Origin of the sequence: Pseudomonas sp. 28 E 9 (assembly GCF_900004785.1) — a bacterium.
Classification (GTDB): Bacteria; Pseudomonadota; Gammaproteobacteria; order Pseudomonadales; family Pseudomonadaceae; genus Aquipseudomonas; species Aquipseudomonas orientalis_A.
In genome coordinates this window covers 132,997-148,925 of the sequence record NZ_CVTK01000044.1, presented here as the reverse complement: position 1 = coordinate 148,925, position 15,929 = coordinate 132,997, and the positions used below count along the sequence as shown (strand labels likewise).

Genomic DNA, 15,929 nt, shown 5'->3' with positions numbered 1-15,929 from the left:
TGATGCGCGTCCTGATTATTGAAGATGAAGAAAAAACCGCGGACTACCTGCACCGCGGCCTGACGGAGCAAGGCTACACCGTCGACGTGGCGCGCGAAGGCGTCGAGGGTTTGCACCTGGCGCTGGAGAACGATTACGCGGTGATCGTGCTCGACGTGATGCTGCCGGCGCTCGACGGCTTCGGCGTGTTGCGCGCCTTGCGTGCGCGCAAACAGACCCCGGTGATCATGCTCACTGCCCGCGAACGTGTGGAAGATCGCATCCGTGGCCTGCGCGAAGGCGCCGACGACTATCTGGGCAAGCCTTTTTCCTTCCTGGAACTGGTGGCGCGCCTGCAAGCACTGACCCGACGCAGCGGCGGCCATGAGCCGGTGCAGGTGACGGTGGCCGACCTGTGGATCGACCTGATCAGCCGCAAGGCCAGCCGCAACGGCGTGCGCCTGGACTTGACCGCCAAGGAGTTCTCGCTGCTCAGCGTATTGGCGCGACGCCAGGGCGAAATCCTGTCCAAGACCGCGATTGCCGAGATGGTCTGGGACATCAATTTCGACAGCGACGCCAACGTCGTCGAAGTGGCAATCAAACGCCTGCGCGCCAAACTCGACGGGCCCTTCGAGCACAAGCTGCTGCACACCATCCGTGGCATGGGCTACGTGCTGGAGAACCGAAGTGTCGGCTAACTCCATCGCCCTGCGCCTGAGCGGCATGTTCAGCCTGGTGGCGCTGCTGATCTTCGTGCTGATCGGCGGCGCGCTCTACCAGCAAGTGGACCGCGGCCTGGGGCTGTTGCCGGGGGCCGAACTGGATGCGCGCTACAGCGTGCTGGAATCCTCGGTGAACCGCTTCGGTACGCCCGAGCATTGGGTCAAGATAAAGGCCAAGCTCAAGCTGCTGGGCGAAGAAGACAAGCGCATTCGCTTCTGGGTGGTCAGCAGCGACCCGGGTTACGAATACGGCGAGCCCGATGCGCAGATTCGTGCGTTTGCCCAGGGCCCGACGGGTAAACGCGACCTGCGCCTGCCCGGCCACGATTATCCGTTCAAGGTGCTGGTCAGCCAGTTTGCCGCCAAGGAGCAACGCCCACCGCTGCGCTTCATGATCGCCATCGACACCGAGAATTTCCGCGCCACCCAGCACCATCTGCTGGTGGCGCTGGTCAGCCTGGCGCTGGTCGGCGTGGTGATGGCCTCGCTGCTGGGTTTCTGGGTGTCGCGCATCGGCCTCAAACCCCTGGAAAAACTTTCGGCCGAAGCGCGCAAACTTGCGCCGCCCAAGCTCTCCGGGCGCCTGCAACTGTCACCGCTGCCGCCGGAACTGAGCCAGTTCGTCAACTCGTTCAACGCCACCCTCGACCGCGTCGAACTCGCCTACTCGCGCCTGGAATCCTTCAACGCCGACGTGGCCCACGAACTGCGCTCGCCGCTGACCAACCTGATCGGCCAGACCCAGGTCGCACTGACCCGCGGGCGCTCGGCCGAGCATTATTTCGAGGTGCTGCAATCGAACCTGGAAGAACTGGAGCGGCTGCGCTCGATCATCAACGACATGCTGTTCCTCGCCAGTGCCGACCAGGGCAGCAAGGCCACCAAGCTGATCGAAAGCGCCCTGGCCGATGAAGTCGCCACCACCCTCGACTACCTGGACTTCATCCTGGAAGACGCCCAGGTAACCGTGCGTGTGCACGGCGATGCTCGGGTGCAGATCGAAAAGGCCCACCTGCGCCGCGCGCTGATCAACCTGCTGAGCAATGCCGTGCAACACACCGCGCCGGGGCAGGTCATCGACGTGCATATAGAAGTGCAGGGCCAACAGGTAATGATCGGCGTGACCAATCCCGGTGAGGCGATTGCCGACGAACACCTGCCGCGCCTGTTCGAACGGTTTTATCGAGTGGACGCGTCGCGCAGCAACAGTGGAGCGAATCACGGGCTGGGACTGGCCATCGTCAAGGCGATTGCGTTGATGCATGGCGGGGATGTATTTGTGCGCAGCGAGGGTGGCGGCAATACCTTCGGCATGACCCTGCCTGTCTAAGTCTGGAGAACACCTCAGTCAAAAATGTGGGAGGGGGCTTGCCCCCGATTGCGGTATGCCTGCTACAGATGAGTCGGCTGATCCACCGCCATCGGGGGCAAGCCCCCTCCCACAGTTAGAATAGGCATACCCGTACAAACTGTTGCAATTTGGGCAACAGTCATTATCTTGTTACACTCTGTATCACAGCACTCACCTGCGTTACTTTGACGCATCGATGAGCGCGCCGGCAAAGGCAGCTGACCCTCACCCGAATTTCCCTCGACTTATTTCCAGGGCTCTACACTGGGAATCTGTCTTAAAGCCGCTGACTTCAGCGGCTTTTTTTTGCCGTGAAAAAAGGCCGGGCACACCCCCACGACACTGGCCGTTCATGCTTGACCAAAGGAGCTCCACCGGTGAAGAACTCGCTGACGTTGACCCCGTTATTCCTCGCAATCGCAGCAACGATCACCCCCCTTGCCCACGCGGCAGACACCACACTCGACGAAGGTTTCATCGAGGGTTCGCACCTCACGATCAACACCCGCAACTACTACATGAACCGCGACCGCCGCGACCTTCACACCGATGACAGCAAGGAGTGGGGCCAGGGCTTTATCGGCACCTTCACGTCCGGTTACACCCAGGGCGCGGTCGGTTTCGGCCTGGACCTCAACGCCATGCTCGGCCTCAAGCTCGACGGCGGTGGCGGCACGGACGGCTCCACCATCCTTCCGTACGGCAGCGGTAACGGCAAGGCGCCCGGTGCGTTTTCCACCGCTGGCGGCACCTTGAAAATGCGTGCGTTCGATACCGAGTTGAAGGCCGGCGACCTGTTCCTCAACAACCCGGTGATTGCCGGCGGCATGACGCGCATGCTGCCCCAGACGTTTCGCGGTGTGAGCCTGAGCAACCACAGTCTCGATGGCTGGATGTTCGAAGGCGGCCAGGCCAGCTTTACCAAGCTCTACAACCAGAGCGGCCACCGGCGCATCGGCACCAGCTACGGCGCGTTGCCGGCCAACGCCGACAGCCGGCACCTGAACTGGGCCGGTGTCTCGTTCAGCGCAATCCCGGCGCTGACCAGCAACCTGTACGCCGCTGAGCTCAAGGACGTATGGCACCAGTACTACTACGACCTTGAATACACCTACGCACTGAACGACCTGGTCAGCCTGACCCCCGGCCTGCACTACTACCACACCCAGGACACCGGCCAGGCGCTGCTCGGCGATATCGACAACAACACCTACAGCCTGCATGTCACCGTGGGCGTGGGCAACCACAGCGTCACCGCTGCGTACCAGCGGGTCAACGGCAACACGCCGTTCGACTACATCACCCAGGGCGACAGCGTGTACCTGGACAACTCCCAGCAATACTCGGACTTCAACGGCCCCAACGAGCGTTCGTGGAAGCTCAAGTACGCCTACGATTTTGCCGGTGTCGGCCTGCCGGGCCTGACGTCCGCCGTGTCCTATATCAGCGGCAAGACCGACCTGACCCGCGTCGACCCCAACAGCCGCGGCTACGGCAACTGGTACAGCGCCGATGGCAAGAACGCCAGGCACTGGGAGCGGGACATCGACCTGAAGTACGTGGTGCAAGATGGCAAGGCCAAGGACCTGGCGGTGCGCCTGCAATGGGCGACCCACCGGGGTGGCAATGGCTATTCGGCGGTGGACCGGGATGTGGATGAGTACCGGGTGATTGTGGACTATCCGATCAACGTGTTCTGAGGACGATCGTTCTGACGATGAAGATCCAATGTGGGAGGGGGCTTGCCCCCTCCCACATTTGGATCTGCGCCATATTCCGGAGTTGCTACTACGCTAAGGGCATCTCAACGCAGAAGTACGTCCGATGAGCCCAAGCCCTGCCCGCCCTACCCGCCGCCCGGAGCGCTTGCTGATCCTGGGCAGCACCCTCACGGTATTGCTGATCGTAGGCATCGTCACCGCCTTGTTGATTCGTGAACACGCCAATACCTTGCAGACCGCCAAGCGCACCGCCAACACCATCACTCAATTGATCGACGCCGATGTGCTGCGCAACGTCGAGCTGTATGACATGGCGCTGGAAGGCCTGATCGCCGCGACCGCGCGCACCGACCTGCAGGACCTGCCCGCCAGCATCCGGCACCTGGTGCTGTTCGACCGCTCCAACGCAGCGCCCTACAAGGGCGACATCCTGCTGCTGGGTCCAGGCGGCGAGGTGATAGCCGACTCATCCCTGCTCACACCCAAGTCCGGCAACTTCGCCGACCGCGACTATTTCCAGATTCACCGTGGCAGTTCCGACATCGGGCTGTATATCAGTCGCCCGTTCATGGCCCGCTGTGAATGCGAAGACCCCTGGCGCATTGCATTCAGCCGCCGCCTTTCATCGGCGGACGGGCGCTTTCAAGGGGTGGCCGTCGCCTCCATGCGTCTTTCGTACTTCCACCAACTGTTCAGCAGCCTGAATATTGGCGCCGGCAGCACCATCACTCTGCTCAACCATCAAGGCATCCTGTTGGCGCAGGAGCCTTTGCTGGAAGCGGACATGATCAACAAGGACCTGAGTGCGCGGCCCAATGTGGCACGCATGCTGCGCGAGCGGGACGGCAATTTTCGCAGCGTATCCAGTGTCGACCATCGGGGGCGGCTCTACAGTTTCTCGAGTGTCGGCAATTTGCCGTTGATCGTCGCGGTGGCCCTGGCCAGCGATGAGGTATTCGCGCCCTGGCGACGCGCCGCTTGGTTGGTCGGCCTCGCAACGGGGGTGTTGTGCATTGGCCTGTTATGGCTGACCTGGGCGCTGAGCAAGGAGCTGCGCCGGCGCCACCGGGTCGAGCAGGTGCTGTCAGAACTGGCAGGAACCGATGCCCTTACCGGCCTGGCCAACCGCCGCACCCTGGACGAGCGCCTGCGCCTGGAATGGGACCGCGCACAACGCTCGACCGAGCCGCTGACGGTGCTGATGATCGATGTCGACCACTTCAAGGCTTTCAACGACCGCCATGGTCACCAGGGCGGAGATGATGCGCTGCGCGCCGTGGCGCAGGTAATAGACAGCAATATCCGCCGCCCGGCCGACCTGGCGGCGCGTTATGGCGGTGAAGAATTTGCGGTAGTGCTGCCCCACACCGATGCCAAGGGCGCGTGGGTGATTGCCGAGCGTATCCGCCAGAGCGTCCAGTACTTGCCACGGATGGCCGGGGATGATCAGCCGATCACGGTGAGCATCGGCATGAGCACCTGGCACAAACACAGCCGTAATACCCTTGAGGATCTGCTGTTCAAGGCCGACCAGGCGTTGTACGAGGCCAAGCACAGCGGGCGCAATCGGACGATGGATGCGACAACCCTGCCCGTGTAGGAACGATCTATCAGCGCATAAAAAAAGGCCACCCGAAGGCAGCCTTTAAAAACTAAAGAAAGAGAGTTGTTACTTACACCGCCGCAACGGGACGCATGTAAGAGATCGGTGCGGTGCTGGCATCTTCGAAGGTCACGACTTCCCAAGCGTCTGTCTGCTCAATCAACTTGCGCAGCAGCTGGTTGTTAAGGGCGTGGCCCGACTTGAAGCCTTTGAACTCGCCTATCAGGCTATTGCCCAGCAGGTAGAGGTCACCGATTGCATCGAGGATCTTGTGCTTGACGAATTCGTCTTCGTAGCGAAGACCGTCTTCGTTCAGTACACCATCCGCGTCGACCACAATGGCGTTTTCAACGCTGCCGCCGAGTGCGAGGTTGTGCTTGCGCAGGTACTCGATGTCACTCATGAAACCAAAGGTACGGGCGCGGCTGACTTCTTTTACGAACGAAGTGCTGGAAAAATCCACGCTTGCACTCTGGGTGCGGTCACGGAATACCGGGTGATCGAAATCGATCTCAAAGCTCACTTTAAAGCCTTCGAACGGGACGAAGGTAGCGCGCTTGTCGCCGTCTTCTACTGTCACTTCCCGCAGAATGCGAATGAACTTCTTGGCTGCGTCCTGTTCTTCCAGGCCGGCAGATTGAATCAGGAATACGAAGGGTCCAGCGCTGCCATCCATGATCGGGACTTCGGACGCGGAGAGCTCGACGTAGGCGTTATCGATGCCCAGGCCAGCCATGGCCGAGAGCAAATGCTCCACCGTATCCACTTTGACGTCACCGTTGACCAGTGTGGTCGACATCGTGGTTTCGCCAACGTTTTCCGCGCGAGCAGGAATCTGCACAACAGGGTCCAGGTCGGCACGCACAAACACGATGCCGGTGTCGACAGGTGCAGGCTTGAGGGTCAGGTATACCTTCTCCCCGGAGTGCAGACCTACACCTGTGGCACGAATAATATTCTTCAGGGTGCGTTGTTTAATCATGGCTTGGACCGCTTCAGCGCAAATTGCGAACTGGTATCAACAAAGGCTGGCGATAATAGCAGACCAGACCTTTGCTGAACACCAATCACCTTCATAGCCCTGATACATTCCATTAATCGGCCTGACGACGCAGGAATGCCGGGATATCCAGGTAGTCCAGATCGTCTTGCGGATTCGGGCTACGGGACGCCGCAGCACCGGCCTGAGCCTGGTTGCGCATCACGGTCGGACGGTCCAGGTCACGGTAGTTCACCGACGGCAGTTCCTGGCGCGAAGGCGCTGGAGCGGCAGCCGACTGGCTGGCGTGGCTGGCCTGGCTGTTGTGCAGGGTGTTGTCGATGACCTTCACAGGCTTCTCGATTTTCGCACCCAGGCCGGTCGCAACCACGGTCACGTGCAGCTCGTCGCGCATGTCCGGATCGATAACGGTACCGACCTTGACCATGGCGTGCTCGGAAGCGAAGGCTTCGATGATGCTACCCACGTCGGAGTACTCACCCAGGGACAGGTCAGGGCCGGCGGTGATATTCACCAGGATGCCGCGTGCACCTTGCAGGTTCACGTCTTCCAGCAGCGGGTTGCGGATGGCCGCTTCGGTGGCTTCGCGTGCACGGTTCGGACCGCTGGCGCAGCCGGTGCCCATCATCGCCATGCCCATTTCACTCATGACAGTACGTACGTCGGCAAAGTCGACGTTGATCATTCCCGGGCGCTTGATGATGTCGGAGATACCGCGAACGGCACCGGCCAGTACATCGTCAGCCTTGGCGAACGCGGACAGCAGGCTTGCGTCCTTGCCCAGGATGGTCAGCAGTTTCTCGTTGGGAATGGTGATCAACGAGTCGACGCTTTCAGACAGCAGACGGATACCTTCGTCGGCGATCTGCATACGCTTGCGGCCTTCGAACGGGAACGGACGGGTTACGACAGCAACCGTCAGGATCCCCATTTCCTTGGCCACTTCGGCAATGATCGGCGCTGCACCGGTACCGGTACCGCCGCCCATGCCGGTGGTGATGAACACCATGTTGGTGCCTTGCAGCACTTCGGCAATACGCTCGCGGTCTTCCAGAGCGGCTTGACGGCCGACTTCCGGATTGGCGCCAGCGCCGAGGCCCTTGGTCACGGCTGTGCCCAATTGCAGGATGGTCCGCGCGCCGATACTTTTCAGCGCCTGGGCATCAGTGTTGGCGCAGATGAATTCAACGCCTTCAATGTTGCTCTTGACCATATGGTTGACAGCGTTGCCGCCGCCACCGCCGACACCGATTACTTTGATAACCGGGCTAGCGGGGATGTTGTCTACGAGTTCAAACATGTTCCCTCTCCTTTCGTTTTCTCTAGTTTTTTCGCCTACTGCTTGTTACGGGTGTTGCGGTGTCACGGTAAGTCTTTAGAAATTGCCTTTGACCCACGCCTGCAGCCGCTCGAACAACGGCGCCTTGGCTTCGTCATCGCTGCGGTAGCTGTCACGGATACTCGGGCCCGACAGGGAAATGCCGTCGGTCTGCTTTTGCAGTCCGTACAACAGCAAGCCCACACCGGTGGAATAAATCGGGTTGCGCACCACGTCGCCCAGGCCCTTGACGCCATGGGGCACGCCCAGGCGCACCGGCATGTGGAAGATTTCCTCGGCCAGTTCGACCGCGCCTTCCATCTTCGAGGTGCCACCGGTCAGCACGATGCCGGCCGGGATCAAATCTTCGTAGCCGCTGCGACGCAGCTCGGCCTGGATCAGGGTGAACAGCTCGTCGTAACGCGGCTCGACCACTTCGGCCAGGGCCTGGCGCGACAGTTCGCGCGGCGGACGGTCGCCGACGCTCGGCACCTTGATGGTTTCACCGGCACCGGCCAGCTTGGCCAGGGCGCAGGCGTAGCGGATCTTGATTTCTTCGGCGTACTGGGTCGGTGTACGCAAGGCCATGGCGATGTCGTTGGTGACCTGGTCGCCGGCGATCGGGATCACGGCGGTGTGACGGATCGCACCCTCGGTGAAGATCGCGATGTCGGTGGTGCCGCCGCCGATGTCCACCAGGCACACGCCCAGTTCTTTTTCGTCATCGGTCAGTACCGAATACGCGGACGCCAACTGCTCGAGAATGATGTCGTCGATTTCCAGGCCACAGCGGCGCACGCATTTTTCAATGTTCTGTGCAGCGTTGACGGCGCAGGTCACCACGTGGACCTTGGCTTCCAGGCGCACGCCGGACATGCCCAGCGGCTCGCGCACGCCTTCCTGGTTATCGATCACGTAGTCCTGCGGCAAGGTGTGCAGCACACGTTGGTCAGCCGGGATCGCCACGGCCTGGGCGGCGTCGAGGACGCGCTCGAGGTCGGCCGCGCTGACCTCACGGTCGCGGATCGCCACGATGCCGTGGGAGTTCAGGCTGCGGATATGGTTGCCGGCCACGCCGACGAACGCCGAGTGAATCCGGCAACCGGCCATCAGCTGCGCTTCTTCGATGGCGCGCTGGATCGATTGCACGGTGGACTCGATGTTCACCACCACGCCCTTCTTCAGGCCCCGGGACGGATGCGTGCCAATACCGACGATTTCGATCGTGCCGTCTTCACCGACCTCGCCGACCAGCGCCACCACCTTGGAGGTGCCGATATCGAGACCGACGATCATTTTGCCGCTTTGCACGTTTGCCATGGGTCCTGCCTCTTCTTAATTCTTCGCGACAGCGGGTTGTGCTGCCGTGGGCGCCGCCGGTACACGCCAACCGACGGCCAGGCCGTTGGCGTAACGCAGGTCGACGCTCGCAATGTTCGTGATCTGTTCTTTCAAGGTTTTTTCATAGATGGCAATAAAGCGGCGCATCTTTTCCACCAAGCGGTCGCGTCCCAGCAACAACTCGATGCCCGGGCCGGAACTGCCTGCCCCGGTCGTCAGAAACCAGCTGCCCCTTTCACGCAATTCCAGGCGTGCAATGGAGAAACCCAGTGGCCGCAGCATCTGGCTCAGGGCCTGATACTGCTGCATCACTTGCTGTTGCGCCCGCTGCGGCCCGAACAGCTGCGGCAGGTGCTCATAGTTCGCCACTTCACGCGGCGCAAACGCCTGCCCCTGGTTGTTCAACAGTGCACCGTCGCCCCAGCGGGCCACGGGCAGTTGTTCTTCCAGGCGGATCGTGACCTGGTCCGGCCATACGCGACGGACTTCGGCGTGGGCGATCCACGGCATCTGTTCCAGCTCGGCGCGCATGCCGGCCAGGTCGATGGTGAAGAAGCTCGCCGCCAGGAACGGGCTGATGCGCTGCTGCACCGCTTGCTGGCTGATGTAGCTCAAGTCGCCCTGCACGCTGATTTTGGTGATCGGCCGGTCGGCATACGGCAACAGACGCTGCGCGCCCTCGTAGGTGCCAAAACCCAGCACCACCAGCAACACCGGCCAGAACAGCGCCTTGATGAAACCAAAGTTGGCTTTGGGCAGGCGCGCCGACATCGGCTCTTTGGCCACCATGCGGCTGGCACCCCGTGGCACCGGCTTGCGGCTCGGTGCTTGTGGGGGCTGATGACGAAGCGATGCGCCTTTCATGTCTTAGCCTCTTGGCTCGATGCTGGCGGCCAGGATCGCCAGCACCAACTGCTGGAAATCCAGGCCGGCGGCACGGGCGGCCATGGGGACCAGGCTGTGGTCGGTCATGCCCGGTGCGGTGTTGACTTCCAGGAACCAGAAATTGCCCTGGTCATCCTGCATCACGTCTGCCCGCGCCCAGCCGGCGATACCCAGCGCCTCACAGGCTTTCGCCGTGAGGTCCATCAAGTGTTGTTCCTTGGTTGCGTCAAGACCGCAGGGAATCCGGTACTGGGTATCGGAAGCCACGTACTTGGCGTCGTAATCGTAAAAAGTGTGGGGCGTGCCCAATGCGATGGGCGGCAATACCTGGCCACGCAGGGTGGCGATGGTGTACTCGGGACCCTGGATCCACTGTTCCACCATCACTTGCGAATCGTAGGTGCTTGCCGCTTTCCATGCGTCGATCAATTCGGCGGCCGAGTTCACTTTGGCCATGCCGATACTGGAGCCTTCATGGGCTGGTTTGACGATCAAAGGCAGGCCCAGTTCCTTGGCTGCAGAAATACAATCGTCTTCGCTGCACAGCACGGCATGACGCGGCGTTGGAATCCCCAGGCTGTGCCACACCTGCTTGGTGCGCAACTTGTCCATCGCCAGCGCCGACGCCAGGATGCCGCTGCCGGTGTAGGGAATGCCGGCGCACTCGAGCAGGCCCTGCATGCTGCCGTCTTCACCGCCACGGCCATGCAGAATGATGAAGGCGCGGTCGATCTTTTCGGCCTGCAGGCGGGCGAGGAAGTCATCGCCCACGTCGATGCCGAATGCATTCACACCGGCACTTTGCAAGGCTTCAAGCACGGCATTGCCGGACTTGAGTGACACTTCGCGCTCGGCGCTCTTGCCGCCGAACAGCACCGCGACGCGACCGAAGTCGGCCGGCGCGACCGTGGAGAACAGGGAGGCGTAATCAGTGATCATTTCGATGCTCCCTTCTCGGCGGTGAACAAAGGACTCGCGAGCAGTTTGGGGGCAAGACCACCGATATCACCGGCACCCTGGCACAGCAGGATGTCGCCGGCGCGCAGCAGCGGCTTGACGATCGGCGCCAGGTCCACACCACGCTCGATGTAGATCGGGTCCAACTGCCCGCGCTGACGGATGCTGTTGCACAGCTTGCGGCTGTCGGCGCCCGGGATCGGTTCTTCACCGGCCGGGTAGACTTCCATCAGCAGCAGCACGTTGGCATCGGCCAAGACATTGACGAAGTCGTCGTACAGGTCGCGGGTGCGGCTGTAGCGGTGCGGCTGGTAGACCATCACCAGGCGGCGCTCCGGCCAGCCACCGCGCACGGCCTTGATCACGGCGGCGACTTCGGTCGGGTGGTGACCGTAGTCGTCCACCAGCATCACGTCGCCGCCTTCGACCGGCAGTTGACCGTAGACCTGGAAGCGTCGGCCGACACCGGCAAAGCGCGACAGGCCTTCGACAATGGCTTCATCGCTGACGCCCTCATCGGTGGCGATGCAGATGGTCGCCAGGGAGTTCAGTACGTTGTGGTTGCCCGGCATATTCACCGAGACATCCAGCGGCTCGCGGTCGGGGCGCAGCACGGTGAAGAAGGTCTGCATGCCTTGCTGGCGTACATTGATCGCGCGCACGTCGGCGTCTTCGCTGAAGCCGTAGGTCACGGTCGGGCGCTTGACCTGCGGCAGGATTTCACGCACCACCGGGTCGTCCAGGCACACCACCGCCAACCCGTAGAACGGCAGGTTGTGCAGGAAGTCGACGAAGGTTTTCTTCAACTTGTTGAAGTCACCGTCGTAGGTCGCCATGTGGTCTTCGTCGATGTTGGTGACGACGGCGACCAGCGGTTGCAGGTGCAGGAAGCTCGCGTCACTTTCATCGGCTTCGGCGATCAGGTAGCGGCTGGTGCCGAGCTGAGCATTGGTGCCGGCTGCATTCAGGCGGCCACCGATGACGAAGGTCGGGTCCAGGCCACCGGCGGCGAACACCGAGGCGATCAGGCTGGTGGTGGTGGTCTTGCCGTGAGTACCGGCGACGGCGATGCCGTGGCGGTAGCGCATCAGCTCGGCGAGCATCTCGGCGCGCGGCACCACGGGGATACGACGCTCGAGGGCGGTGGCCACTTCCGGGTTGGAGGTATTCACAGCGCTGGATACCACCAGCACATCAGCCTCGGCGGCATTCTCGGCACGGTGGCCGATAAAGATCTGCGCGCCAAAGGACTTCAGGCGCTCGGTGACCGGCGACTCTTTCAAATCGGAGCCGGACACCTGATAGCCCAGGTTCAGCAATACTTCGGCAATGCCGCACATGCCCACGCCGCCGATACCGACGAAGTGGATGCGACGGATGCGGCGCATTTCCGGTTGCGGCATGGCTTTCTGATTCTCAACCATGGGCCACCTCCAGGCAGATATCGACCACGGTGCGGGTTGCGTCAGGTTTGGCCAGGCGGCTTGCGGTGCTCGCCATGCTGTTGAGTCGTTCCGGTTGCATCAAAACCTCGGTCAGGCGTGCGGCCAAATCGGCGGCGCCAGTCGTTCTTTGCGGCAGCAGGAAGGCAGCGCCCTCCCCGGCCAAATATTCGGCGTTGCGGGTCTGGTGATCGTCGATTGCATGGGGCAGAGGCACCAGCAATGACGGCAGACCGGCGGCAGCCAGTTCACTGACGGTCAGCGCACCAGCGCGACAGACCACCAGGTCGGCCCAGCCATAGGCGTGGGCCATGTCTTTGATGAAGGGCTGTACGTTCGCCTCGACACCGGCTTCGCGATAGCGCGTGGCGGTGACTTCATCGTGGTTTTTGCCGGCCTGATGGAAGATTTCCGGACGCAGTGCTTCGGGCAGTTGCGCAACGGCTTCAGGCAGCAATTTGTTCAGCGGCTCGGCGCCCAGGCTTCCGCCGAGGATCAGCAGGTGTGCCTTGCGTCCGGCCAGCGCTTCACGTGCGATGGCCATGAACAGCTCGGTACGCACCGGGTTGCCAGTGGTGCGAAGCTTGTCCGAAGCCGCGAACGTTTTCGGGAAGGCTTCACACACCCGCGCGGCCAACGGCACCAACAGACGGTTGGCGGTACCGGCGACGGCGTTCTGTTCATGGACAATCACCGGTACGCCGGCGAGTTTCGCCGCCACGCCACCGGGGCCGGTCACATAACCGCCAAAGCCGAGCACACACACCGGCTTCAGTTCACGGATGATCTTGCGTGCCTGCATGACCGCCTTGAGCAACACGAACGGCGCCTTGAGCAGGGACAATTTGCCCTTGCCACGCAGGCCGGTGACGTTGATCAGGTGCAGCGGCAAACCGGCGTTCGGCACCAGCTCGTTCTCGATGCCACGCGGCGTGCCCAGCCAGTGCACGCTGTAGCCACGGCTCTGGAATTCGCGCGCGCAGGCCAGGGCCGGGAACACATGGCCCCCGGTGCCGCCGGCCATGATCAGCACGTTAGCGCCCATGGGTCGGCTCCTCGGCGAAGTCGCTTTCGCTGAACTCCATCTCTTCGCTGCCCAGGTGCGTACGACTTTCCCACTCGATGCGCAGCAACAAGCCCAGGCAAGCGCAGCAAATCACCAACGAACTGCCGCCGTAACTGAGGAACGGCAGGGTCAGGCCCTTGGTCGGCAGCAAGCCGACGTTCACACCGATATTGATCAGGAACTGGCCGATCCACAGGAACGACAAGCCGTACGCCACATAGGCGGCGAAATACTGTTTGGCTTTCTCGGCCCACAAGCCGATGTACATGCCGCGCACGCACACAAATACGAACAGCGCGACGGTGCACAGCGAACCGACCACGCCCAGTTCCTCGGCGAGCACCGAGAACACGAAGTCGGTGTGCGCTTCCGGCAGGTAGAACTGCTTCTGCACGCTGTTGCCCAGGCCCACGCCCAGCCACTCGCCGCGCCCGAACGCGATCAACGCCTGGGTCAGCTGATAACCGGAGCCGAACTGGTCGGACCACGGGTCGGTAAAGGTAATCAGGCGCGCCATCCGGTAGGGTTGCGCCTGCACCAGGATCGTCACGGCCGCAACGGCCAGCACCACCATCAAGGTGAAGCGGAACAGACCGACACCGCCGAGGAACAGCATCGCGGCGGCAGCCCCCATCATCACCACGGTGGCACCGAAGTCGGGCTCCATCAGCAGCAGGCCGGCCATGGGCAGCAGCACGATGAACGGCTTGAAGAAGCCCATCCAGCTTTCGCGCACTTCTTTCTGACGGCGTACCAGGTAACCGGCCAGGTAAATCACCACGAACACCTTGGCGATTTCCGACGGCTGTACGTTGAATGCACCGAAGCCGATCCAGCGCATCGAACCGTTCACCTCGCGGCCGATGCCGGGCAGGATCACCATGACCAGCAAACCGAACGCGCCGATCAGCATCAGCCAACCCAGGCGCTGCCAGGTGGCGATCGGAATCATCATAGTGACGATGCACGCACCGAGGCCGATCACCAGGTACACCAGGTGGCGGATCATCATGTACAGGGTGTTGCCCGACTGCACGGCAGCCACTTCGGAGGATGCCGAGGTGATCATCACCAGGCCCAGGCCGAGCAGCGCCAGGCAACCGGCGAGCATTGGGAAGTCAAGGTCGATGCCGCGCCCGGTAATGATCGGCGACGGGTACGGCTTGATAATGTTCTTCAGGTTGAGGCTCATGCCAAAGCCTCCACGGCGCGGGCGAACAGCTGGCCGCGCTCTTCATAGTTCTTGAACATGTCGAAACTGGCGCAGGCCGGCGACAGCAGCACCGCATCACCCGGCTGGGCCAGGGCCTTGCACCGGGCAATCGCGTCATCCAGGGAAGTGGCACGCACCTGCGGCACAGCGTCACCCAGGGCGGCGGCGATCAGGTCCGAATCGCGGCCCATCAACACCACGGCGCGGCAATGCGCAGCCACCGGGCCTTTAAGGTCCTTGAAGTCGGCACCCTTGCCGTCGCCACCGGCGATCAGCACCACCTTGCCGTCGATATCGGCACCCAGGCCTTCGATGGCTGCCAGGGCAGCACCGACATTGGTGGCTTTGGAATCGTTGTAATAGCTGACGCCATCGAGGTCGCGCACCCACTGGCAGCGATGCTCAAGGCCGGCGAACGTGCGCAGGGCGGCGAGCATGGCGTCGAACGGCAGGCCAACCGCGTGGCCGAGCGCCAGAGCTGCCAGGGCATTGGATTGGTTATGGGCGCCACGGATTTTCAGTTCGCGCGCCGGCATCAGGTTCTGGAATTCGAAGGCCAGGTACTTCTCGCCGTTCTCTTCGCGAATGCCGAATGCCTTGAAGTCGGGCTTGCCCAGGCCGAAGGTCCAGCACGGCATGCCCTCGCCGATCAGTGGACGGCTCAGGGCATCCTGGCGGTTGACCACAAACTGCCTGGCACCGCGGAAGATCCGGTGCTTGGCCAGGTGATAAGCCGGCAGGCCGCTGTAGCGGTCCATGTGGTCTTCGCTGACGTTCAACACGGTGGCGACTTCGGCACCCAGCTCGTGAGTGGTTTCCAGCTGGAAACTCGACAGTTCCATCACGTACAGCTCGACGTCGTCGCTGAGCAGGTCCAGCGCAGGCATCCCCAGGTTGCCGCCCACCGCCACGCGCTTGCCGGCCGCAGCCGCCATTTCGCCGACCAGGGTGGTCACGGTGCTTTTTGCGTTGGAACCGCTGATGGCCACGATCGGCGCCTTGGCGTTGCGCGCAAACAGGTCGATATCGCCGGACAGCTTCACGCCCCGCGCCGCAGCGGCTTGCAGGGCCGGTGTGGCCAGCGCCAGGCCGGGGCTCACGTAGAGCTCATCGGCGCGGCACAGAAACTCGACATCCAGTTCGCCACAGCGCACTTCCACGTGCGGGTAGTCACGGCGCAGCGTGACCAGCTCCGGTGGATTTTCCCGCGTATCGGCCACGGCGAACGACGTGCCCCGGTTCGCCAGGAAGCGAACCAGGGACATGCCGCTCTTGCCGAGGCCGACAACGATGCGGAAGTGGTCTGAAGCGATCAGGGACACTCGTTT

13 protein-coding genes are annotated in these 15,929 nt (G+C 62.2%); 4 read left to right on the top strand and 9 right to left on the bottom strand.

The genetic code is table 11. The annotated features are described in order from the left end of the window. Nucleotides 1-2: 2 nt before the first annotated feature. From BFQ00_RS13350 to BFQ00_RS13335, 4 genes are all read left to right on the top strand, one after another. Nucleotides 3-680: a heavy metal response regulator transcription factor gene (locus tag BFQ00_RS13350; protein WP_065892611.1), complete on the top strand. Its 678-nt coding sequence runs from the start codon at nt 3-5 to the stop codon at nt 678-680. Continuing rightward, nucleotides 670-2,034 carry a heavy metal sensor histidine kinase gene (locus BFQ00_RS13345; RefSeq protein WP_065933766.1) on the top strand — a complete coding sequence of 455 codons (1,365 nt, stop codon included), beginning with the start codon at nt 670-672 and terminating at the stop codon, nt 2,032-2,034. Before BFQ00_RS13350 ends, BFQ00_RS13345 begins: the two co-directional genes overlap by 11 nt. Before the next feature lie 398 nt (nt 2,035-2,432). Continuing rightward, on the top strand, nt 2,433-3,755 hold the full coding sequence (locus BFQ00_RS13340; RefSeq protein ID WP_065933765.1) for an OprD family porin: 1,323 nt from the start codon (nt 2,433-2,435) through the stop codon (nt 3,753-3,755). 124 nt (nt 3,756-3,879) lie between these two features. Then, on the top strand, nt 3,880-5,376 hold the full coding sequence (locus BFQ00_RS13335; RefSeq protein WP_065933764.1) for a sensor domain-containing diguanylate cyclase: 1,497 nt from the start codon (nt 3,880-3,882) through the stop codon (nt 5,374-5,376). 73 nt (nt 5,377-5,449) lie between these two features. Here BFQ00_RS13335 and lpxC read toward each other — a convergent pair whose 3' ends face one another. The 9 genes from lpxC to murD form a co-directional block, all read right to left on the bottom strand. Further along, nucleotides 5,450-6,361: a UDP-3-O-acyl-N-acetylglucosamine deacetylase gene (lpxC, locus tag BFQ00_RS13330; RefSeq protein ID WP_003171886.1), complete on the bottom strand. Its 912-nt coding sequence runs from the start codon at nt 6,359-6,361 to the stop codon at nt 5,450-5,452. 112 nt (nt 6,362-6,473) lie between these two features. Continuing rightward, complete coding sequence (ftsZ, locus tag BFQ00_RS13325; protein ID WP_012722300.1) at nt 6,474-7,679, bottom strand: cell division protein FtsZ; 1,206 nt, start codon at nt 7,677-7,679, stop codon at nt 6,474-6,476. A 75-nt stretch (nt 7,680-7,754) separates the two neighbouring features. Beyond that, nucleotides 7,755-9,017, bottom strand: coding sequence for a cell division protein FtsA (gene ftsA / locus BFQ00_RS13320; RefSeq protein WP_057724626.1), 1,263 nt, complete (start codon nt 9,015-9,017; stop codon nt 7,755-7,757). A 15-nt stretch (nt 9,018-9,032) separates the two neighbouring features. Then, nucleotides 9,033-9,902 (bottom strand): cell division protein FtsQ/DivIB, encoded by an 870-nt coding sequence (locus BFQ00_RS13315; protein ID WP_065885829.1) that lies wholly within the window; start codon nt 9,900-9,902, stop codon nt 9,033-9,035. 3 nt (nt 9,903-9,905) lie between these two features. After that, nucleotides 9,906-10,862: a D-alanine--D-alanine ligase gene (locus BFQ00_RS13310; RefSeq protein WP_065933763.1), complete on the bottom strand. Its 957-nt coding sequence runs from the start codon at nt 10,860-10,862 to the stop codon at nt 9,906-9,908. Beyond that, entirely contained in the window at nt 10,859-12,304 is a 1,446-nt protein-coding gene (gene murC, locus BFQ00_RS13305; RefSeq protein WP_065885827.1) for a UDP-N-acetylmuramate--L-alanine ligase, read from the bottom strand. The genes BFQ00_RS13310 and murC overlap by 4 nt, the downstream gene beginning before the upstream one ends. Then, entirely contained in the window at nt 12,297-13,367 is a 1,071-nt protein-coding gene (murG, locus tag BFQ00_RS13300) for an undecaprenyldiphospho-muramoylpentapeptide beta-N-acetylglucosaminyltransferase (protein WP_065933762.1), read from the bottom strand. The genes murC and murG overlap by 8 nt, the downstream gene beginning before the upstream one ends. Beyond that, nucleotides 13,357-14,580 (bottom strand): putative lipid II flippase FtsW, encoded by a 1,224-nt coding sequence (gene ftsW, locus BFQ00_RS13295; protein WP_065885825.1) that lies wholly within the window; start codon nt 14,578-14,580, stop codon nt 13,357-13,359. The genes murG and ftsW overlap by 11 nt, the downstream gene beginning before the upstream one ends. Next, complete coding sequence (gene murD / locus BFQ00_RS13290; RefSeq protein WP_065885824.1) at nt 14,577-15,923, bottom strand: UDP-N-acetylmuramoyl-L-alanine--D-glutamate ligase; 1,347 nt, start codon at nt 15,921-15,923, stop codon at nt 14,577-14,579. The genes ftsW and murD overlap by 4 nt, the downstream gene beginning before the upstream one ends. Nucleotides 15,924-15,929: the final 6 nt, after the last annotated feature.